The 21,696-nt window shown below is 37.8% G+C and carries 13 protein-coding genes and 1 pseudogene; 6 read left to right on the top strand and 8 right to left on the bottom strand.

Annotated elements, in window-relative coordinates; genetic code table 11:
- Nucleotides 1-42: 42 nt before the first annotated feature.
- Nucleotides 43-1,173 carry a bifunctional tRNA (adenosine(37)-C2)-methyltransferase TrmG/ribosomal RNA large subunit methyltransferase RlmN gene (locus tag H5161_RS02440; RefSeq protein ID WP_002961289.1) on the bottom strand — a complete coding sequence of 377 codons (1,131 nt, stop codon included), beginning with the start codon at nt 1,171-1,173 and terminating at the stop codon, nt 43-45.
- Between the two features lie 170 nt (nt 1,174-1,343).
- Nucleotides 1,344-1,775, bottom strand: coding sequence for a nucleoside-diphosphate kinase (gene ndk / locus H5161_RS02435; protein ID WP_002961288.1), 432 nt, complete (start codon nt 1,773-1,775; stop codon nt 1,344-1,346).
- 275 nt (nt 1,776-2,050) lie between these two features.
- On the opposite strand from ndk, the pseudogene yegQ reads away from it, so the two are divergent.
- Nucleotides 2,051-3,435 (top strand): annotated as a pseudogene (gene yegQ, locus H5161_RS02430) (tRNA 5-hydroxyuridine modification protein YegQ).
- A 224-nt stretch (nt 3,436-3,659) separates the two neighbouring features.
- Nucleotides 3,660-4,532 (top strand): EamA family transporter, encoded by an 873-nt coding sequence (locus H5161_RS02425; protein WP_182768608.1) that lies wholly within the window; start codon nt 3,660-3,662, stop codon nt 4,530-4,532.
- Nucleotides 4,533-4,574: 42 nt separating this feature from the next.
- Here H5161_RS02425 and H5161_RS02420 read toward each other — a convergent pair whose 3' ends face one another.
- The 3 genes from H5161_RS02420 to H5161_RS02410 all read right to left on the bottom strand — a co-directional run bounded on the left by H5161_RS02420 (nt 4,575) and on the right by H5161_RS02410 (nt 9,611).
- Nucleotides 4,575-5,468: a LysR family transcriptional regulator gene (locus tag H5161_RS02420; protein WP_182768607.1), complete on the bottom strand. Its 894-nt coding sequence runs from the start codon at nt 5,466-5,468 to the stop codon at nt 4,575-4,577.
- A 336-nt stretch (nt 5,469-5,804) separates the two neighbouring features.
- A complete protein-coding gene (locus H5161_RS02415; RefSeq protein WP_182768606.1) occupies nt 5,805-8,528 on the bottom strand; it encodes a TonB-dependent receptor in 2,724 nt (907 codons plus the stop codon).
- 21 nt (nt 8,529-8,549) lie between these two features.
- Nucleotides 8,550-9,611 carry a Ca2+-dependent phosphoinositide-specific phospholipase C gene (locus tag H5161_RS02410; RefSeq protein WP_182768605.1) on the bottom strand — a complete coding sequence of 354 codons (1,062 nt, stop codon included), beginning with the start codon at nt 9,609-9,611 and terminating at the stop codon, nt 8,550-8,552.
- 180 nt (nt 9,612-9,791) lie between these two features.
- Between H5161_RS02410 and H5161_RS02405 the strand changes: the two genes are divergently transcribed.
- On the top strand, nt 9,792-11,579 hold the full coding sequence (locus H5161_RS02405; protein ID WP_182768604.1) for a metallophosphoesterase: 1,788 nt from the start codon (nt 9,792-9,794) through the stop codon (nt 11,577-11,579).
- On the opposite strand, the gene H5161_RS02400 is transcribed toward H5161_RS02405, so the two are convergent.
- The 3 genes from H5161_RS02400 to H5161_RS02390 form a co-directional block, all read right to left on the bottom strand.
- Nucleotides 11,576-14,431 (bottom strand): TonB-dependent receptor, encoded by a 2,856-nt coding sequence (locus H5161_RS02400; protein ID WP_182768603.1) that lies wholly within the window; start codon nt 14,429-14,431, stop codon nt 11,576-11,578. The genes H5161_RS02405 and H5161_RS02400 overlap by 4 nt on opposite strands.
- 24 nt (nt 14,432-14,455) lie before the next feature.
- Nucleotides 14,456-15,433: a FecR family protein gene (locus H5161_RS02395; RefSeq protein ID WP_182692786.1), complete on the bottom strand. Its 978-nt coding sequence runs from the start codon at nt 15,431-15,433 to the stop codon at nt 14,456-14,458.
- Nucleotides 15,434-15,496: 63 nt separating this feature from the next.
- Nucleotides 15,497-16,024, bottom strand: coding sequence for an RNA polymerase sigma factor (locus H5161_RS02390; RefSeq protein WP_182725241.1), 528 nt, complete (start codon nt 16,022-16,024; stop codon nt 15,497-15,499).
- Between the two features lie 584 nt (nt 16,025-16,608).
- Between H5161_RS02390 and H5161_RS02385 the strand changes: the two genes are divergently transcribed.
- The 3 genes from H5161_RS02385 (at nt 16,609) to H5161_RS02375 (ending at nt 21,104) form a co-directional block, all read left to right on the top strand.
- A complete protein-coding gene (locus H5161_RS02385; RefSeq protein WP_182733150.1) occupies nt 16,609-16,857 on the top strand; it encodes a YfhL family 4Fe-4S dicluster ferredoxin in 249 nt (82 codons plus the stop codon).
- 214 nt (nt 16,858-17,071) lie between these two features.
- Nucleotides 17,072-17,785, top strand: a complete 714-nt coding sequence (locus H5161_RS02380) for a metallophosphoesterase (protein ID WP_182768602.1) — start codon at nt 17,072-17,074, stop codon at nt 17,783-17,785.
- A gap of 397 nt (nt 17,786-18,182) precedes the next feature.
- Nucleotides 18,183-21,104, top strand: a complete 2,922-nt coding sequence (locus tag H5161_RS02375) for a TonB-dependent receptor (protein ID WP_182768601.1) — start codon at nt 18,183-18,185, stop codon at nt 21,102-21,104.
- Nucleotides 21,105-21,696 lie beyond the last annotated feature (592 nt).

Below are 21,696 nucleotides of genomic sequence, written 5' to 3'. Positions count from 1 at the left end.
TTAACAGCCTTATATGGTTTATTCATTTAAGGCTGTTACAGATTATGCTTGGTGGATATTAACGGCAATCGCGTTATCGTCACGGATTTTCTTTTTAGCTAAGCGTTTAGTACGGTCAACTACGTCACCGACTAACTGACCGCAAGCTGCGTCAATATCATCACCGCGAGTACGGCGCACAATACAGGTTACACCTGCAGCTTGTAGTACTTTTGAAAAGCGGTCGATACGGCTATTACTTGAGCGTGTGTACTCGTTACCCGGGAACGGGTTAAACGGAATAAGGTTTACCTTAGACGGTGTGCCTTTTAACGTTTGTACTAATGCATGCGCTTGGTCAGTGCTGTCGTTAATGCCATTAAGCATAACGTATTCAACTGTTACGTCTTTATTAGCTTTTGAACCGTCGATATAACGACGACACGCCGCTAAAAACTCTTCAATAGGGTACTTTTTATTAACAGGTACTAAAATATCACGCAGTGCGTTATCTGGTGCGTGAAGAGATATAGCCAGTGCTACGTCAATTTTTTCTTTTAGTAAATCAAGAGCAGGTACAACGCCTGACGTACTTAATGTTACGCGGCGCTTAGATAAACCAAAGCCCCAATCGTCCATCATTAGTTCCATTGCTGGCACTACGTTTTTAAGATTAAGTAAAGGCTCGCCCATACCCATCATTACAACATTAGTCACTGGGCGCTTTTCGCTATGACCATCAAGGCCTATATCTTTAGCTACACGCCAAACTTGGCCAATAATTTCAGATACTTTTAAGTTACGGTTAAAGCCTTGTTGAGCAGTAGAACAAAAAGTACATTCAAGCGCACAACCAACTTGTGATGATACACATAACGTAGCGCGCTCTTTTTCAGGGATCCAAACAGCTTCTACTTCTTGGCCGCCTTCAAGAATAAGCGCGTACTTAATAGTCCCGTCGCTTGCTTGTTGGCGAACTGTTATTTCTGGCGCTACAATTTCGCACTCAGCTTTAAGCTTTTCTTTAAGCTTTTTATTTACGTTAGTCATTTCGTCGAAGTTATCTACGCCAAAATGATAAATCCATTTCATCACCTGGTCACTACGAAACGGCTTTTCACCGAACGATGCAAATAGCTCGCGCATTGCATCTCGGTTTAAATCTAATAAGTTAATCTTTTTTTGCTCGGTCATGAAACAACCTCAATCGGTGACGGTGGAGATAAAAATTTACGAGGACGAATTGTACACAATTCACTCACTTTAATCATTAAGTAAAATATCAAAAAATGCACTTATGGATACTTTGCGTAATGACTAAAAAAGGGCCCGAAAGCCCTTTTCATTTTGTTAACGAATTCGAATTAACGAGTACGTGAACAAAGCTCTTCGTCAGCGAAGAAGTACGCGATTTCGCGAGCAGCAGATTCAACAGCATCAGAACCGTGAACAGCGTTTTCGTCGATGCTATCAGCGTAGTCTGCACGTAAAGTGCCAGCTAGTGCTTCAGCAGGGTTAGTAGCACCCATGATTTCACGGTTTTTAAGAACAGCGTTTTCGCCTTCAAGAACTGTAACCATTACTGGACCAGATGTCATGAAAGATACTAAAGCGCCAAAGAAAGGACGTTCGCTATGTTCTGCGTAGAAACCTTCAGCTTTCTCTTGTGAAAGGTGAACCATTTTAGCTGCAACGATTTTAAGGCCAGCAGTTTCGAAACGGTTGTAGATAGCGCCAATGTGGTTTTTAGCAACTGCATCAGGTTTTACGATTGAGAAAGTACGCTCTAAAGCCATCTTTATGCTCCAATAATTTTAAGTAAAAGTGTGAATATTAACGGGCGCGAATTATACGCGTTTTAAGTGAAAAATCCTAATTTTATTAAAAACCAGTTTGATTGCTGTTTTATGATCTCGATCAAATTTAAATTATTAGCCATATTTATACTGCTGCGCTTGTGTTTATGTATTTTTCAATAACACCAATTTCACTGGATTAATGCTTAATTTTTCAATCAAATTGGTAAAACTCATGCAACTGGTTTAAACCCAGTTCGATGTATGGAGCGCACATGTTACCCGTTATTTCTTCAATGCCTTTTATTCCTGAATTATTATGCCCCGCAGGCAGTTTAAAAAACATGCGCTACGCGTTTGCTTATGGCGCAGATGCGGTTTATGCGGGGCAGCCTCGTTATAGTTTGCGTGTGCGTAATAATGAGTTTGACCTAGAGACCCTGCAAATAGGAATTAGTGAGGCGCATGCGCAAAATAAAAAGTTTTATGTGGTGTCTAATATTGCGCCGCATAACGCTAAAGTTAAATCGTATTTACGTGATATAGAGCCAGTTATTGCGATGCAGCCCGATGCGCTGATTATGTCAGACCCTGGTTTAATTATGCTTGTTCGTGAAAAATGGCCTGCGATGCCCATTCACTTATCAGTACAGGCGAATGCGGTAAATTACGCGAGTGTACAATTTTGGGCAAAGCAGGGAATTGAACGCGTTATTTTATCGCGGGAGCTGTCGCTCGAAGAAATAACCGAAATACGCACACTCTGCCCAGACACCGAACTTGAAGTATTTGTACATGGCGCACTGTGTATGGCGTATTCGGGGCGATGTTTGCTCTCTGGTTACATAAATAAGCGCGATCCAAATCAAGGCACGTGTACTAATGCATGTCGCTGGGATTACGATGTAAAACCTGGTGTTGAGAACGAAACTGGCGAAATGGTGCATAAAATTGACCCCAAACAGGTGATACCTACTCTGGGGGAAGGCGCGCCAAGCAACGATGTATTTATGCTAGAAGAACAAGGTCGCCCTGGTGAGTATATGCCTGCGTTCGAGGATGAACACGGCACGTATATTATGAATTCCAAAGATTTACGCGCTGTGCAATACGTAGAGCAGTTAACAAAAATGGGTGTACATAGTTTAAAAATAGAAGGGCGTACTAAGTCATTTTATTATGTGGCGCGCACTGCACAAGTTTATCGTAAAGCAATAGACGATGCGGCTTCGGGTAAACCATTTGATACTAGCTTATTTAAAACATTAGAAAACTTGGCGCATCGTGGTTATACCGAAGGCTTTTTAAAACGCCATGCCCACCAAGATTATCAAAACTATGAATACGGTCACTCTGTATCAACTAAGCAGCAATTTGTGGGTGAAGTACTTGGGCGCTGCGAAAATGGATTAGTTGAAATAGACGTTAAAAATAAATTTTGTACTGGTCATCTTTAGAGCTTATGACACCACAAGGCAACATTACTTTTTCGCTTGAATATATGGAAAACAAAAGAGGCAAAAGTATTAGCGATGCTAAAGGCTCCGGTCACATTGTAAAAATCCCGCTAGATAACGGCATTAACTTAGATCACGCTATTTTAATGCGTAATCTTGAGGATCACCAAGATACACGTAATCCGTTCAAAAAGGTCAGTTAGGATCCACTCTAATAATTGCTCAAAGCTATTTTATTAAATAGAGTGACGCTGAGCAGTTATATCTTCGTCTGCTATTTTTTAAATACCATTTATGGAATTTATCTTATCATTAATGCTTATTTATAAAATTTTAAAAGCGAATATAATGGATATTCGTACTTTACACGTGTTGTTAAATCGCTCCTCACTGTTACCCCATTACTTTTTAAAGGAATCATTTTTGTATGTGGATAATTTTTGCATTACTCGCAACCGTTTTTTTTGGTGCTCGAGGAGTGTTGTATCAATGGACGTCGCAGAAAAAGATTAACCGTAACTTACTATTATTCGGTGTATTTTTTGTAGGATTTGTTATTAGTGCGCTAGGTACAGTGGTATTTGAACATACATGGTATGGCTGGGCAGACATTACGGTTGGGCTAGCGTTAGGGTTTGGCTCTTTTGCTGCTAATGGTTTGTTGCATAAAGGGTTTTCGGTTGGTAAAGCGTCTTTAATTAGTATTTTATCTGGATTAACACCTCTGTTTGTCCTTTTATTTGCTTTTTTATTGTGGCAGGAGACCTTAACAACAATTCAATTAATTGGTTTTTTCATTATTTTTGGTGGCCTTTATATTATTCGCTACTCAAGCGATATTTCGTTGAATAATCTACAAGGTGCGCAATGGGGATTACTCGCTGCACTTGCCTTCGCATTTAATGATTTAATGGGTAAGCAATCAACACTTCTCGAGGCAGATACGTTTGCAACTTTAACGTCTATGTTTGGGTTTGGCAGTTTTCTTTTTGCTGTCAGTTGGTTAGTAAAACGTAAAAAAGCACTTGCAGCGCAAGACCGATCTCATACGTATTGGTCTGCGAGTAAAACATTTTCGTGCGGGTTACTTATAGGGCTAACAAACGTGGCGGGTATGGTGGCAATAATATCGGCGTTTTCGCTTGGTAATACAGGGCTTGTTTCAGCTATTTCCGGAATGAACATTTTAATTATTTTGCTCTATTCACGCATCGTTTTAAAAGAGTCGTTTACCCGCCAAGAAGTGATAGGATTAGCAACAGCATTTTTAGGTGTAATTGTACTTAGGCTCAGTTTTTAAACGTTTAAAGCTTTAATACTTTCTTTTTAAAAGCATACATTGCTAACTTTCATTAAAGTGTTGCAATGTATGCTCTATTAACAGTCGCACTCGATAAGGGATTTGTTTTCTGTCGCGATAAAGTATAGAAAATGGCTGCCCGTTACTTTTCCAGTCAGGAAGAATACGTTTAAGCTTTGCGGCTTCTATAAGAGGCAATGCTATATAATCAGGAATGTAGCTAATGCCTACACCAGACTCAACGGCTTGTTTCATCATTTGAATTTCATCAACTTCTAACCGGACATGCGTGTTTGGATTAAAACTGTATTCTTCACGCGTTTGCTGGTTTTTTAACTGCCACGGAACTAGCCCAACGCACGTAATTTTTGGGTGCTGCTCTAATTGTTTTGGATGGGTAATAGATTGGGAACTATGGTTTGGGTGAGCACACAACAGATTATGAGTAAGTTTAAGCTCTCTAATAACCCAATTATCAATGGCAGGGTTTCTTACTCTAAACGCTATATCAATCCCTTCTTTTTCAATATCAATAAGGTTATTTGAAAAGCGTAAATCTAGTTGAATATTGGGATACTGCAGTAAAAAATCACAAAAAATGGCACTTAAAAAGTGTTTACCCATGTAAATGGGGGCAGAGATCCTGATTTTCCCTTTAGGTTGGTCTTTTTCATCACAAAGTGCTTGTTCTATACACTCTACTTCGTTAAATAACTTGCGATAGCGGTCGTAATATAACTCACCAGTATGCGTAAGCGTTACTCTATGAGCATCTCGATTGAGTAGCGTTAATTGAAGAGCTTGCTCTAATAGACGTATTCTGCGGCTTAAGGTTGATAGTGACATATCAAGATTTGCTGATGCTTTTTTAAAGCTACCCAGTTTTACTATGGTGCAAAAGTAACGTAAATCATCGAGAGAATAACTAGCTGCCATCAGAACTACTTTAATATTTAGGAGGTAGGCAATAGTAACAGCGGCACTTTAAAATTTCATTAGAGATTAAGGGGGGGAAGAACTGAAGTTAGGCAATAAAATTTTATATAACTGTGAATTCATAACCCTTAAATAAAAGCACTGGTAAATAACGTAACTCAATCTGATCAGCTAAATTAATTAAAAGTAGTTTTAAGTCATATTTGCTAAAGCCATTGAAAATAGATTTACATTGAGTACTTTATTTAATTAAGTGAATTTATAAGTCGTCTTTTTAGGTGAATAGCTAAAGAATAATTAGAGGCTCTACACAAAATAGAGCCTCATTTTTATAATTTAGAAACGATAACTTGCGCCTAAATAAACAGTACGGCCATTAACCGTTGTGTTGTATAAACGATTATTAGAGTCTGAATATTGCTCTTCTCGTTCATTAGTTAAGTTGCTGGCTTCTATAGTGAGTTTTAGCTTTTCATTTACTTGATAAAAAGCGGATGCATCTATGTATGTGCTGGCATGAAAACCGTTTTCGTCTTCATCGCCGTTACCCGCTTGTACCGCTGCAATATAGTCACTTCTATAAGCGGCTGCAACACGTGCGCCCCATGAGTCAGAATCGTAATATACTGTAAAGTTACCAGAGTGTTCTGAAAGCCCTGGGAACGACTTATATTGATCAACACCTGAGTTACCCACATTACGGTACAGCGCTTCACCATCAGCAAATGTATAATTCGCAATAATACCTAGGTTATTAAAAGGAGCAGGTAAAAAGTCGAGATCTCGTTGAAAAGCCAGTTCCCAGCCACTAATATCACTTTCATCTAAGTTTTGTGGCTGAATAACGGTAAAAACAGTATTTGCTGTTTGTGGGTTGCCGTTTTCGTCTACGTCGCCTAGTAAACTAACAGGGTAGCCAGTCTGGCTGTATGGAATATCATATGTTTCGGTGATAATGAAGTTATCGATAGATTTATGGAAGTAACTTACGGCTGCATACCCTATATTTTCAAAGTAATATTCAACTGAAAAGTCGAAATTAACTGACTCGTATGGTTTAAGGTTTGGGTTTCCTGAACTGATACTTAGGCCATTGGTTGATGTGGCATCATTTTGTACTACACCTGTTGGCACTAATGCAGTGAGTGAAGGGCGGGTGAGGTTTTCGCCATAACTTGCACGTAGCACTAAACTGTTATTACTATCCCACACTAAATTTATAGCGGGTAGTAACCCTGAATAGGTATTTTCAACGTCAACTACTTCTCCATTTATTAACCCTATAGCATTGGTAGTAGTATCGTAATGACGCACGCCCGCATTACCCATTAAGTAACCTGAGCCTAGTTCCCATTCAGCTTCGTACTGCAAATAAGCGCCAAAGGTTTTTTCTTGTACGTTATCGGTAAAATCAGGGTTATTTAAATTAGGGTCGATGTTCATACTCGCTAGAGTGCCTAGTACATCAATACTTACCCATTGTTGTTTATTGTGCGCGGTATTGGTAAATGTAAGGCTTGAATCTACCGTGTCATCCAGTACGCCATCTTCCCAATCACTGCGATTAATATTATCAGATTTACTTTCACCGTTTTCACTTTCAAACTTTTTATTAGATACACCAAACTTTATATTCGAAGCATTGTTTAGTGTGTAATTAAAATCTAATTTCATAGAGTCGAATGTATTAGTTATTTCTTCTTCAGATATATCAATTTCGTGATAACGAAATAAACTACTGTCTGTAGGCTCAAACCCGTATGTGTTTTCACCATAATAAGCATCTTGGCGGTAATCAATTGTTTCATCGCCAAATGTTTCTAGATAAACTTTAACACTCCCTGTATTAAATTTGGTTTCTGAGCGCCCCACGAGAGCGGTCATATTTAAATCGTTTGTAATTTGCCAGTCACTTTTTAATACAAATTGACTTATTTTAGTGTCTGCATATTGGCTGCGGCTTTCTGAGTGTATTGCGGCATCTTCGTATACTGAGTAAATAGCGTCGTTATTTTCATTTATTTCAAGTGCTGTGAGCTTTGAGCATACCTGCTCGTTGTTATAAGCAGGGCCTGTACAGCCAAGAGCTGTTGAGCTTGAGCCTCGGTTTTGCAAGTGGAATTCACTGCGATCATTATTCAGTTCACCATATAAAGCATCAAAACTAAATTCAAGGTTATTATTTGGGCGATATTGAAGAGCAAGGGTCGTCCCTAAACGTTCCTGTTCGTTTTCAAATAATGAATAGCGGCTACCACGTGAAAAGCTCACTTCTTCGTTGTTAATTTTATCTTGTAATTCATCTGATAGTTCAGATATATCTGAGCCTGATGCATTTTTTTTGCGCCAGCGATAAGTATTGTAACCTTGCTCATTTACATCACGTTTGCTGTATGCAATTGAAAATAATGCACCAAATTTATCATCCCATGTATTTGAGATAAGCGCTGCAACTCGTGGGCTAACATCATCGGTTTGTGAGTTGTCGCCAAGTTGACCTGATAGAGCAGTATTAAAACCATCAAAATCAAATGGTTTAGCTGTATGAAGCCCAACAGTGCCGCCTATGCCGCCTTCATCCATTTCGGCTGAAAATGATTTTTTCACATCAACGCGTTGAAATAACTCAGACGCAAATATATTAAAATCAAAAGCGCGAGAGCGACTTACGGAACCTCGGCTATCCATTGCTGAAGACGATGTACCTAAAGCTTCCATACCGTTGAGTTGTACTTGTGTAAAGTTTGGACCCAAGCCTCGTAACGAAATTTGTCGGCCTTCGCCGCCCTCTCGAGTTATGGCAATGCCAGGTACACGTTGTAGTGAGTCTGCTAGATTTAGATCGGGAAAATCTGCAATATCTTCAGCCACAATAGAATCTTGTGCGCCCACAGCATTTCGTTTTAAATCTTTTGCTTTTAACAAACTGTTGCGATAACCCTGTACAACAATTTCTTCCACTTCTGTTTGCGCAGATTGTTCTGCATACACATAATTAGACGCGCCTAATGAACTCATTATAGCCGTTGCTAAAAGCGTACGAGATGGTTTGTTCAACATGATGCTTCCTTGGTTTTTAATTTAAAGTTGATTATTAATAAAAGGGTTTGTGCGCACTAAATGACCTCCGTCAAATTGCACCACATAGTTAAAGCGCGCCTGCTGTGGCGAGCCGGGTATAAAATCGGTTGAAATTACTTGTGCGCCGCTATTTTTTGCAGCATTAAACTGCATTGTTCGTTGCGAATTAGTGGCACTTAAATTTGCATCTGCGCGGGTACGCACCATGAAGCCTTTTAATACAAGTTGCTGAATTTTATAAAAGTCGCGTATAGGGTTGTTCACAATCATAAAAGCAGCTTCGGGGTGGTTTTCATCATAATGGGCAAACATGCTAGCCCCTTTTAACGAAGGCCTATTTTGTTTATAAAGTGCGGATTGTTGTGTATTGCCATCAAATAAGAATATGAACTTACCTGCTAAGGCACGTGTACTTGGCCACCCAAACTTAACGACTGTTTGGTTTAAAGATAATGGCGTTTTGCGTAAATCATCTGGCGTGAATAATAAGTTAGGTAACGATTTTTGAATTACTTCATCGAGTAAATAATAATCTTTCGGTGTAAATTTAAGTGGATTATTCCCCAGAACTAAATCAGATCGTGTTTCTTTTACATTGAGCATTACAACAATTGGAAAGTGCTGCGGATTTGCCTCTGACCATGCTTTCAATGTATTCAAACAGCCACTAAACAACACACAATGGCTTTGCACATCAATGTCGGGAATGTGCATTACTTTAAATCCAGGAGTAGCTAATTGCTTTTTTTCTAACTCATTAAACAAAGGCGTTGTTGCAAAAGTATTAGCCCAAGGTTTTATGTATAAACCCCCATTAGGGTCTTTTAAAACGTCAATTTCTATATGGCGAACACCGCTATTTAACTGTTTAATAATAGATGAATGACCGTAATCAATACGGGCCATTAGCTTGGGGCTTAAATCATTTAATTTATGTTTAACGCTTACGTTTAATGTTTTTTTATAGCTGTTATGTGAGCCAATCATTTGCAGGGTGTTTAATGGCTTAGCGCTAACACTGCTTACATAACCTGCAAAAATAATAAAAATAAAAAATGGCATAGCACGTCTCAATTGTTGAGTTTGCTATCTAAGAGCGAGCATTTGTAAATTAGGGGACACAAAAATATGCATTTAATAAAAGTTTCATAATAGAAAAGCATGTTTATAAAATTTTATGTCCCCTTTTATCCATTACCTCGCTCTAAATAATGAGTGAAATAAAAACGGGATAAAGCCATCATGATTAGAGTCAAAGTACTATGGTTAGCACTATGGATTGGGTTATGTATTACATGCAAAGTAAGTGCTATTGAGTACTTTGAGGTTAAAAGTGCGTCGCAGATGGAGACGGTTAAAGTGGCATTTTTAGCTGATATTCATCTACATGATATTTTTGCTAATTTACATGACGTAGATAATATAGAACTACCAAAGGACGTTACCTCAAAACAACCATTACTAGTGCGTAGTATGCTTGCCCAGCTTCATTCAACACGTCTTTTTAATGAAAATTATTTTGTTTTTTTACATGTATTAGATGAATTAGCCGAAAAAAAAATAAAACTAGCCGCCTTACCAGGCGATTTTACTGATGATGGTCAACCTATTAATGTGCGGGCACTGGCGCGTATTTTAGGTCATTATGAAAAGAAATATGGAATGCGTTTTTTTGCGATACCGGGTAATCACGATCCCGTAAAGCCATTTACAACTCCGGCAGGTAAAGCTGACTTCTTAACGGCTCAAGGTAAAGAGTTTGGCGTTTATAGTTATCAACATGAAAAGTGTATGGCTAAGCTGGAAGTATGTGATGATGGTTTAAAAAACTGGGGATACGCTGAAATACTAAGCACACTCAATGACTTTGGATTTAGCAAACATAAAAGTGACGTGCTATATGAAACACCTTATAAAAACCGAGAGTTTATATGGTGTAACCCCAATAACAAAAAACACTGTATCACCATGCCCGATGCGAGTTATTTAGTTGAGCCTATAAAAGGGGTTTGGTTAATGGCAATTGATGCCAATGTTTATGCACCGCAATGGCAAAACTCACCGCTCACTTTTAAAGGGTCGTCTGGTGCTGGCTATAATGCTTTAATTGATGCAAAGCCTCTATTGTTAAAGTGGATAAAAACGGTTGTAAAAAGAGCCAAAACGCAAAATAAAACACTGGTTGCATTTAGTCACTTTCCAATGGGGGAGTTTTACGACAATGCAAATGACGAATTACATAAAGTGTTTAGCCGTGGTCATTTTTCTCTACCAAGAGTGCCAACACCACGTACAGCAAAAATACTGGCAGATACAGGGTTAACGCTCCATTTTGCAGGGCATATGCATTTAAATGATACGGCGCTGATAACCAGTAATCAGCACTCCCAGTTAGTTAATGTGCAAGTGCCAAGTTTAGCGGCTTACAAAGCGGCCTATAAAGTTGTAGAGCTAGATTTAGCTAAGCAAACCGCGCTTATTAGTACTCATACATTAGACGATGTGCCGGGTTTTAATAACTTATTTAGTTTATATGAAAAGGAATGGCAGTATCGTAACTTGCATAATCTTAGTAATTTTGACCGCACTATTTTGAACTCAAAGAGTTATGGTGATTTTACCAAGCAACATTTATTTGGGCTGATTAAACAGCGTTTTTTAAAACGCGATTGGCCTAAAAATTTAGTGGCATGGTTAAATGACAATCATCATTTAGCCGATTGGTTTACAAATATGCAATGTTTAAATGAAGCACCGCCTAATTTGCTCTCTCAGCTTGAAGCTGTATCGACAAAAGAATGGCTTCAAGATTTTTATTTATTAAGAAATGGTGATGTAACAGCAGATATAACACCTCAAAAGCGTCTTACTTATCAACAACTAAATACTTTTTTAGCACAATCGACATGTAAAACAGATACGCAAATACAGCAATACTTAGCCCTGTTAATAAAAGTAATGGCAAAATTTAGTCAACATACCCAGGGGGAGAATTTCCGCGTTGATTTAAGAACAGGAAAAATCATTTAATACTGATAACTCAACCCTAAGTAAAAGGTACGTCCACTTGTGGTTGAGTTGTAAGCTCTGAGGGTTGAATTACTGTATTGTCGCTCTTGTTCATTACTGAGATTAAATGCGCTAAATTTAAGTTTCCAATAATTAGAAAAATAATAATTTACACTTGCATCCCAATATGTGGTCGGCATAAATCCGGTTTCGTTTTCATCGAGTAAAAGGCTGCCAGCACGCACTAAATATTTATCTCTAAAAATAGCGCCGAGTTTAAAATTGAATTTAGGGTGGTCGTAAAAAATCATACTTGATGCGGTAATTTTAGATAAAAAAGGCAGGTTTTTTTTAAATAAAGCAGTGCCACTATTTGAGTCATAATAGGTGACTTTACCCTTATTATAAGCCGCTTGTATATTAATGCCCCAATCAGAATTATGTATTAAGTAGTTTAAACTTACCTCGGCTCCCCACTGATAGCCCGTTTCTGCATTACTTAGCCAAAGTAATTGACTATCGGAGGTTGTAGGCGGCGAATCTTCAAATAAAGGCGCTTGTGTTGTGACTATGTAATCCTCTAGATCTTTATAAAAAAGTGATATGTTAAACGAACTGCGACTACTAAAATCAGCCTCTAAGGAAATATCGCTATTATAAGATAAGTAAGGTTTTAGATTTGAGTTAAATATGTATTTTGTACTATTGGGGGTATCGTTTGAGCCATCAAAATTGAGTGAATTTAGTAATGGTTTTGAATAGTTTTTAGAAAGTCCTGCACGAAATCGCCAATTATCGTTAATAAAATATGACCCATTAAAAGTTGGAAGCCATAGACTATACAAAATCGGAGAGTAAGGCGCTTGAGTGTAAGATGTTATAGATTCTGATTGGTAACGTACACCTATATGAGCCTCCCATTTTTCTTGCTCTGTACTTAATAGAGTATAAGCACCTCTGCTATATTCCTTTATATGTTCAGCTTTAGTCGTGATTAAAAAATTATTGGCTTGTACATTAAATGGGTCAATGCCATAAAGCTTAAGTGCCTCATTAGTGTTTATTTTTAACCACTGCTGTTTTTTATGTGCATTTTGCGATGAAACATACGATGCAGGAAGGTCAATTAATTGTTGTGGTGTATCGGATATTTCATTAAAAAAAATATCGTTTTGCTGTGCGTTATTCATTTTATTTTCAAACAGAGTCCAGTCAGCCCCAAATTGAAGAGTTATTAAACTATTAACGTCATATTGAAAATCTAATTTTGCGAAGGTGTACTCACTATTTGAATTGTATTGCTCTATATCACCATGATGCATTTGCCACATCGTCGGATTTTTCAAGTTTTCGCTGTACTTAATATCTGCATAAAATGGCGTTTTACGATAATCAATTGTAACGTCACTTACACCTTGAGTATAAATTTTATTGCTGTAAGGAATGTCATACTTTGAGCGCTCGTTTCCTAATATGGCGTTTATTTTCCAATTTTTATCTAGTTGCTGGGAAAGTGACAGCACGCCTTGCTGATATGCCGTATTTATTTTTTGAGTTCGGCTTTCGGTTGCCACGCGTGCATTTTCATAACGTGCATACTCAAGCTCATTATTTTCATTAGCTTGAATGTCTTTAATTGTTGTTAGTCCTTTAATTATAGGCGTTGACTGATCCCCTCTAGGGTATAAATGATATTCATGCCGCTCTCCTTTTAAAAAACCTGAGAGCATATCAAAATCAAAATGCGTGGTTTCATTTTTGTACTCTACAGATAGGTTTGCCCCAAATCGCTGCTGGGTTGCTTGCCATACCGAGTAGCGATTACCGCGAGGGATTATATAATCGCCTTGAGTTAAATGCTGAGCTTGTGATTGAGTTAACGCCGAGAGATCAGCGCCTTCTATGGCAATATTTCGCCAGCGAAATGTATTAGCGCCTTGCTCTAACGATTCTCTGTTTGTGTACGCAACGCTTGCAAGTACCCCCCAATTATTCCAGGTGTTAGAAATTAAGCTTGAATAACGCGTTGCGCCAGTACCTGTATAGTCGTTGTAGCCAAGCTCAGGGGTAATAATAAATTTAAACCCCTCATTATCTAAGGGGTTTATAGTTTTCAGTGCCATAGTACCAGATATTCCACCTGCTATTTTGTCGGCTGAATAGGCTTTAATTACATGAATTTGTTTAAATAGTTCAGCAGGTAATATATTGAAATCGAAAGAACGATCGCGCTGTTTTTGCACTCGGCTATCCATCGGTGAATCGTTATTTGCTAATACAGGCATGCCGTTAAGTGTTACCAAACTAAAATCAGGATAACTGCCACGTATTGATACTTGGCGTCCTTCGCCAGCTTCGCGAGTAATGGCTACACCCGAAATATACTGTAAGGCTTCAGCCAAGTTAGTATTTGGTATATCGGTAATATCTTGTGCTGAAATTGCTTCGCTAATCGTTTTATTATTGTGTTTTAAGTTTCGTGAGCGAGCCAACGAATAGCGGATACCCTTTACTGTTATTTCTTCAAGTGTTTCGTTATTGGTCGTTATTTTTTGTTGAAAAATAACAAAACCCTTGTCTTGAATTTTATATGTTAACTCGCTGCCTATTAATAAAAAATCTAGTGCTTGAGCAAGTGTATGATCGCCAATTAAGGTGGATGTAGTTTTGTCGTCGATAAGTGAAGGGTTACTACTAAAAGAGACTGCATATGCATTTGCTACTTCTCTTAAGCTGTCACTGAGAGAACCGGCAGGTATATAAACAAACGTATGTATGTTTTTTGCGGCACTTGGCATTGCTGTTAAGCAACTAACAGCAATAAAAAAGTACACTAAAATACGTTTATCTAATGTACATACATGTTTTAGCATAAGAGTTTAATCAACATACTTCATTTAAGGTCGCGTTAAATGAAGTTCGTTGCTCTTTTTTTCTACATTCCAGTTGTAAGTAGATGCTATTAGCATAAGGCTTTGTTGCGGCGTTTCGAGATTAAATCGTCCGCTAATTAAAGTATTATTTAGTGCGTTATCTACTTTAATTACCATAGGGCTATAACGCTGCAATTGCTTAATAACAGTGGTTAGAGGTTCTTTTTTTGCATCAATCCAACCCATTCGCCAAGCAGGGAGTTGTGTCAACTGCTGGCTATAATCTACAGCTATATGTCCATTTTTTATAACAGCTTGTTGAGAGGGAGTTAATATCACTTTATCTAAGGCCGAGACTTCTACCCTGCCTTCGTACACTGTGACCACTACTTCATCCTTATTGCGCTCTACATCAAAAGAAGTACCTAGTACTTTAATGCTTGCTTGTCCGGAATTTATTATAAATGGCCGTGTTTTATCTTTGGCTACATCAAAAAAAACCTGTCCTTTTTTTAATTCGATTTGCCTAGAGTGTGGTAGTAAGTGCGCAGTCAACTCACTATCTGCATTTAAGTGTAAATATGAACCGTCATCTAATAACTTAGATACACGTTTGCCTAAACGTGCTTCTAAAAGCTGAGGTAGGTTAGTTTCAACTGCTGTTTTTGCAATAGGTGTTGGTGTAAACGCTTGTTGAGATATAGAAAGCCAGTACACTGCAAAAGCAATAGCGCTAAAACTAGCTGCTAAGGCGAGCATAGGGAAAGCCCTAGAACGTTTAGCATTAGGCGTAATTATTGGAGTCGGTAAACTATATTGTTTAGTGTAAATGTGTAGAGCCTGTTTAACAGCAGGATCGCCAAATACATTGGCTATTTTCTCAAATGCAGCCTTATTTTCTGTGCATTTTAACCAAAGCGATAGTTCTTTACGGTCATGATCATTTAAATCATTAATCCGATCTACCCAATCTGCTGCCTGTTCTAAGCGTTGTTCGTTCATTAAAAAACCTAACCTGCGTTGATTAAATATAAAGAGCGTAAAAGTGTAATAAAGGGGACATTTTTATTGATTTTTTTCTATGTGAAGCGTTATTTGTATCATTGCGCGCGTAATATGTTTTTTTACAGATTCTTGGCTCATATTTAACTGCAGACTAATTTCTTCGCGACTTAATCCGTTAATACGTCGAAGCTTAAATACTTTTCTTCTTAGAGGTGGCAACTCTTCCAACGCACTTTTAACAAGCTCAAGCTTTTGCTCTGTAATTGACTGCGCCTCTGGATCGCTATTATCATCTGTAAAAAGCTCAATATCTTCTGCTTTATTTGGTTGGCTTTTATTTTTTTGCCAATCACTATACATAACAGACTTTGCGACTTGATTTATGTACGCCTGAAAGTTTTCAATTTCTAATGTGTCATTTCTATTTAAAGTTCTCAGCAAAGCTTCTTGGACTAGGTCGTCTACGTCATCGGTATTATTTGTTCGACGACTAACAAACTTACGAATATGGCTGATAACGTTTTTTACATCGCTTTGTTCAGAAGAAATATTTAAATTCGATGGCAGGGGGCTTTTAAAAGTCTTCATTACTCAGTCTAGAATTTTATTTTAAATAAATACTAAGTGAATAATATGACCAATTGATTACAGGTACGGTTGGGCGATTAAGTAAATTAAAGTAATGATACGAAGAATAAATTATCATTTAGAGCATCTTAACGCTTTAAATAGGGTTTAATTTTAGGCATAGAGTATTTGAGCAAATAACGCTTTGAGAAAGACTAAATTTTTGGAGGTACTATATTCCCTTGTTATCACTTATTTGAATGTTCTTTTGGCGAGATTAGCGTATGACTAGAGGGCTTAAGCGCTTTTCGGCAGATCAGCTAGTTTTATATTAGCTTAAAAAATGACATAGAAAAGTTAAAATAATAGTATCAAACTTAGTAAAAGTGCAGCTATTTTTATTGATTAGGATCAACAAAGCAACAGAGAAAAATAGGCATAATTTATGGCTGAAATTTACACCTAAAAATAAAATGGTGAGTTACGATTTATTGAAAAATAGCGGTTTTTTATTAAACTAGAGCTGCACAAAAATCAGCCTTTATACACCTTTATTTTTACTTATCTTTTTGTTTTATAATGATTTTAATTGAAAGGGCTAGGAAATGGCTTTACTCATAAATAACAAATGCATTAACTGCGACATGTGTGACCCAGAATGCCCTAATGAGGCTATTTATATGGGCGCTAAAATATACCAAATAGATGCAAACAAATGTACAGAGTGTGTAGGGCATTATGATAAACCTACTTGCGTAAGTGTTTGCCCTATTGACTGCATAAAGCCCGATCCGAATAAGCGTGAAACTTTGGACGAACTAGCAGAAAAATTTGTGCGGGTAACTGGCAAATAACTCGTCAGGTATTTTGCTAAGCAGCTTTTAATTTAGGCTAACAACACTACTTACATTAATTATTTAGGTTGTAGCTAAGGTCCTCTGTCATGCATTTTTAGTTTCAATCAAATCTTATTACCTTCATTAATTATCAACTATATTGTGTTACCTTAAGGCTTTATAAACTCAAGTATTAATCTAAGTTTTAGATTGCATTCTATAGGAGTCTATTTTGGGTATAGGTATTAACGCTATTCAGGCTGTATCTTCAAAACAAGCCATATTTATTAATGATGAGTGCCGAGTATTTGTAATTGGCGATCTTGATGGTGATTTACCGGCCTTAAAAAACGCACTTAATAACGTAAATTTTAATCCTGAAAGAGATACTTTGTTTTGCCTAGGCGATTTTGTTGATCGCGGGGATAAAACATATGACTTATTTACATACTTACAAGCCATTAGGGCATGTATGATATTAGGTAATCATGAGCATTTAATGTTGGAATCATTATTAAGTAATGATAAAGCGGCTTTTAAATTATGGACTGACAATGGTGGCAATTGGCACAAGTCGGTATCAAGTGAAAAGCTCAGTGTTATGTGCGATGAGTTACTAACTAAACCGCTTTCAATAGTACTTGAGTATCGTGGTTGTAAAATTGGGTTGTCTCATACATTTGCACAATCGTGGGATTGGGAAAATTACCCTGATGATAAATCGCTAATTGTGCAATCTTTATTGTGGGATCGCGAAGTAGTTAAACAAGATCAGGTAGTTAAAAGTCATGGAGTCGACTTTTCAATACATGGACATAACTCAACTAAAGCGCCTTTTTGGGTGGGTAATAGCTATCACATAGATACCAATTATTATGGTGGAAAGCCTACACTCTTAGAACTCTCTGATGTTATTGCTTCGCTTAATAAATCCAACGCTATTTAGCATTGTCACTTTTCAAATATTATCCGGCAGTTTTTCTTTTTAAAGTATAAACTGCCGACTACCACATCAAATTACCCCCTTCGTTTTTTGTATACTCTTAATGATGATTTGTGCGCTGTAGTTATTTTATTGAGCTATTAAATATCACAAAGCCGCTCTTAGTTTTTTAATTGAGAGCTGCTCTGATGTGTGGGCTGGATTTTAACTTTCATTTAATAGGTAATTAATACAGTTATATGAGAGGTTGATTTAATTTAATATTTTTTATTAACAAACGGTTAAGTTTGGCTGTGTAGAATTTGGAAAAATTTTTGCCATTTCGTAAATAATTTACGTAAAAGGATTAACTTCTCGCTTTAGTTTTATATAAGCAGATTTAAATGGAACAGCTCCTCACATGATAGTAGCAAGCATATACCCTTTCCCTTTTTCAACGTTTTGTAAGTCGTCACTGTATGTATCAATTTTTTCTGCTTTGGGTTCTACGTGTGCTTTTGCAGCGCAAGAAAACTCGCAGCACGCAAAATATATGGAAGTAATAGAAGTACGTGGTATCCGTTCAAGTATGGCCGAAAACTTAGATGTAAAACGTATGTCGGGATCTGTAGTTGATGCCATTACCGCGGAAGACATTGGAAAGTTCCCTGATAAAAACGTTGCAGACTCACTTCAGCGTGTACCCGGTGTGGTAATTGAGCGTGACGGCGGGGAAGGTTCATCGGTTAGTATTCGTGGTTTATCGTCAGAACTTACCTTTACACAACTTAATGGTAATTTTATTGCGTCTTCCCCGGGGGAGCCTTCGCGTTCGTTTGATTATGCTTTGTTACCGTCTTCAATGATTGAAAGCGTAGAGGTTTATAAATCGCCAGAAGCACGCTTAGATGAAGGTGGGGTTGGTGGTACTGTATTAATGCATAGCCGAAAACCTCTGAGTATGGATGCAAACTCAGGTGTATTTAATGTAGAGAGTACTTACGCTGATGTTACAAAAGAGTACGAACCGCAGTTTACGGGTTTATATTCATGGAAAAATGACAACGAAAACTTTGGTGTATTAGTTGGCTATACCTATCAGGAACGGACAAACAGAACGCTTTCGGGCGGTACTGATGCTAATGTATGGCGCTATACTGGCATTGGGCAAGCAACAGATATACATGGTAATACAGTTGATAACAATAACGGTTGGGATACTATTAATGATGCAAACGGCAACAGTTACGATGGCGTTTGGTTTCCGCAAGTTGTTCGAGGTTCTGTTCTTAACGAAAAACGTGAGCGCGAAGGGATTCAATTTAGTTCCCAGTGGCGACCAACAAATCGTTTAGAGCTTGGCTTTAATTATTTTGGTTTTACACTTGGGCAAGACAGAACAGAATCTGTGATTGATATACCAGAGTGGTCTTTAAATCCTGATTTTTTGACGGATGTAAATCTTGATGAGTCGGGCACTATTGTTACTGGTATGCAATACGATGCAATGGCAAGTGGTGTCGAAAATGATATGCAATTTCCGTGGATGCGTGGCAGCTACGTACGTGAGGAATCTACCTCCCATACCTTTGATTTTAATTTAACCTATGAAGGTGATAATTTTAAAGCGCGCTTTGTAATTGGTAATACACAATCAGAGGGCGGCCCAGAAGAAAGCTGGGAAGCGGCGTATAAAAGTTCTAACGCGGGCGAAAACGCAGCCACTATTCAAAACGCAGCTCAAACGGCTGGCTGGTCGCTCAATCGAAATAATGTGTCACTTAATATCGACCCTAATACATTAGTTAATTTACAAAATGGAGTTGGAGGCGGTCGTGATGCGGGCTCTTCAAACTCAAGCTTTGTACGCAGTGAGCTAGAAGAAGATTACTACCAAGCTGATGTGGATTTTTATGTAGATTGGGGCTTTTTAAAAACAATTAGAACCGGTGTTAAGTACCGCAACTCAATTATTCACCGTGAAACCGGCAACACCTTCTTTTTAGATCCAAATTTTGATATTGCTGCAGGGGAAGCAAGTGAACAAGGTATTACCCGTTTTGATAGCTACCAATGGAATGGTGGAATGCCATTAGCTCAAAATGTATTTACTAGTGAGAATAATATTGCAGGTGGTTTTGATATAAACCAAATGCCAAGTATCGACTGGAATAAATACCGCGATATTGTCACTGCTAGTTATGTACCTTATACGCGCATTGAAGATAATTTTGTTTACGATATAGAAGAAAAAATATCGGCTTTTTATATACAAGGTGATTTTGAATTTAGTGAAGTCAGAGGTAATTTGGGTGTGCGTGTTGTGCAAACAAAAACACTTACTTCATCTACTGACTTATATACCTACCAATTAGATCACACAAATGATGAAACAGGTGAGCCAGTAACAGGTGACGCTCGTTTTGTAGAAGACTATCAATTAGTCACTCAGCAAAACAAAGACACTCAAGTTTTGCCAAGCTTTAATATAGCGTGGGATGCAACCGACAATTTAGTTATTCGTGGGGCAATAGCTAAAGTAATATCTCGTTCTGACTATAGTGATTTAGGTGCGCAGCAGCGCATTACCTATGTATCAGGTGAATGGGCAGAAGATAGAGCCGCATTTAACGAGCTTCCTGGTTTTAGCGGTAGTGGCGGAAATAAAAACTTGAAACCATTTGAATCAGTTCAAGCTGATTTATCTATTGAGTATTATTATGGCGAAGGTTCTGCTGTTGGGTTGGCACTTTTTCATAAAAAAGTAGATAACTTTGTTGTGCCACTGGTGATCGACGTAGAGCAAAACTTTGCTGGTAAAAATAATATAGTGGATGCAGGGACTATTAATATAGCCCCTTACAGCACTGTAGGTAATGGCACCGATGCAGTATCAAAAGGCGCGGAAGTATTTATTCAGCATGCCTTTGATAATGGTTTTGGCTTTTACGCAAATTACACTTATAACAAAACCAATAAAGCAGATGTAACAATTAATGGTAAAGAATTTGGTCAGTCGGCCTTAATAGGTAGTGCAAAGTATCAGTACAACACCTCTGTTTATTATGAAGGAGATTATTTTAATGTACGTGCTTCTTATAATAAGCGCGGCGAAACAGTACTCGGTTTAAATAGCGGATTAAATGTATACCAAGACCCTTACGAGCAACTCGATGTAAATGCATCCGTAAATTTATACGACGGGCTTAGCTTTACCGCAGCGGTTATTAATTTAACTAAATCTGAATCAGTAACGCGTTTAGGAAATGACACCGATACGCGATTACTCAATACTAGCTACTCAGGTCGTCGTTTTTACGCGGGCTTTAACTATAGCTTTTAGCTAAATGACTTAATAGCAGGTCTGTAGACAGTTTTTTTTGATAGCGCAGGCCATAACAAACACTTTAATAAGCGTTAAATGTTAATAAAATGCTGGTTATGTTGTGTTTTTAATGCGTTTAGCTTAAATTCTCAGCGAACAGTGCTTTATTTAAAGTTTTGTCAATAAAACGCTTGCGTAAAAATCTGTTCTCCCTATAATGCGACCCCACTGAGACGGGAAACGCCAACGCATAGCGAGGCACGAACTACTCAGAGAGTTAAATAAAACTTCGGTTTTAAATCTTCTAAAAAGAAAGTTTAAAACAAAGTGTTGACTCGAAAAATAAAGGGTGTATTATTCGCATCCCTTGAGGCGCTAAAGCGACTCAAAACGTTCTTTAACAATATAAAGCAATCATCTGTGTGGGCACTCGTACAGATTGAGTTCTAACAGCCAAGCTACTTCGTTCTTTATTGAGCAAGTAACGAGGCAAACAAATTAGAGTCTCAATTGAAAACTGAGTGACCAACAGAATAGTTATTTCGGTAATTATTCGGCACAGTCAATTCAATATCGAAAGATATTAAAAAATTCAGAATTCATTGAGCTG

The sequence above is a fragment of the Pseudoalteromonas sp. SG43-5 genome (genome assembly GCF_014164345.1).
GTDB classification, from domain to species: domain Bacteria; phylum Pseudomonadota; class Gammaproteobacteria; order Enterobacterales; family Alteromonadaceae; genus Pseudoalteromonas; species Pseudoalteromonas distincta.
This window is presented reverse-complemented; position numbering and strand designations above follow the sequence as displayed.

Excerpts from the sequence above, each read along its gene's own strand:
- H5161_RS02440 (WP_002961289.1), bottom strand. The coding sequence starts at position 1,173 with ATGACCGAGCAAAAAAAGATTAACTTATTAGATTTAAACCGAGATGCA.
- ndk (WP_002961288.1), bottom strand. The coding sequence starts at position 1,775 with ATGGCTTTAGAGCGTACTTTCTCAATCGTAAAACCTGATGCAGTTGCT.
- H5161_RS02425 (WP_182768608.1), top strand. The coding sequence starts at position 3,660 with ATGTGGATAATTTTTGCATTACTCGCAACCGTTTTTTTTGGTGCTCGA.
- H5161_RS02420 (WP_182768607.1), bottom strand. The coding sequence starts at position 5,468 with ATGGCAGCTAGTTATTCTCTCGATGATTTACGTTACTTTTGCACCATA.
- H5161_RS02415 (WP_182768606.1), bottom strand. The coding sequence starts at position 8,528 with ATGTTGAACAAACCATCTCGTACGCTTTTAGCAACGGCTATAATGAGT.
- H5161_RS02410 (WP_182768605.1), bottom strand. The coding sequence starts at position 9,611 with ATGCCATTTTTTATTTTTATTATTTTTGCAGGTTATGTAAGCAGTGTT.
- H5161_RS02405 (WP_182768604.1), top strand. The coding sequence starts at position 9,792 with ATGATTAGAGTCAAAGTACTATGGTTAGCACTATGGATTGGGTTATGT.
- H5161_RS02400 (WP_182768603.1), bottom strand. The coding sequence starts at position 14,431 with ATGCTAAAACATGTATGTACATTAGATAAACGTATTTTAGTGTACTTT.
- H5161_RS02395 (WP_182692786.1), bottom strand. The coding sequence starts at position 15,433 with ATGAACGAACAACGCTTAGAACAGGCAGCAGATTGGGTAGATCGGATT.
- H5161_RS02390 (WP_182725241.1), bottom strand. The coding sequence starts at position 16,024 with ATGAAGACTTTTAAAAGCCCCCTGCCATCGAATTTAAATATTTCTTCT.
- H5161_RS02385 (WP_182733150.1), top strand. The coding sequence starts at position 16,609 with ATGGCTTTACTCATAAATAACAAATGCATTAACTGCGACATGTGTGAC.
- H5161_RS02375 (WP_182768601.1), top strand. The coding sequence starts at position 18,183 with ATGATAGTAGCAAGCATATACCCTTTCCCTTTTTCAACGTTTTGTAAG.